The 484-nt window shown below is 46.5% G+C and carries 1 protein-coding gene; it reads left to right on the top strand.

The annotated features are described in order from the left end of the window. Positions 1-484, top strand: a 484-nt coding sequence (locus tag DM397_RS00410; protein WP_204251853.1) for a glycoside hydrolase family 97 catalytic domain-containing protein, incomplete at both ends; no start/stop codon positions are given.

Raw genomic sequence — 484 nt, 5'->3', positions numbered from 1 at the left:
TGAAACAGGAGTAGACGGCGGCTATTGTGCCAGCCGCTTGATAGGACATGAGAACGGATTGTATTCAATCGGATTTCCGATGCCGGGAGAAAATAACGGAAACGGGACGACATCGCCGGGAATTCCGCTTCCGGGAGAAACGCCATGGCGCACCATTACAATAGGAGAAACCCTTGCTCCGATAGTGGAGACCACGATTCCGTTTGACTTGGTTAAGCCAAAATATGAGGCCTCTAAAGAATACCAGTACACAAAAGGCACTTGGAGCTGGATTATCAAAATGGATAATAACACCACTTTTCCTGTTCAAAAGCAATATATTGACTTCAGCGCTGCGATGGGATATGAAACCATTTTAGTCGATGCGCTTTGGGATACGCAGATAGGCCGCGATAAAATAGAAGAATTAGCGGCATATGGCGCTCAGAAAGGCGTTGGGCTTTATTTGTGGTACAATTCAAACGGGTATTGGAATGATGCTCCG

It is taken from the genome of Flavobacterium nitrogenifigens (genome assembly GCF_003254565.1).
GTDB classification, from domain to species: domain Bacteria; phylum Bacteroidota; class Bacteroidia; order Flavobacteriales; family Flavobacteriaceae; genus Flavobacterium; species Flavobacterium nitrogenifigens.
This window is presented reverse-complemented; position numbering and strand designations above follow the sequence as displayed.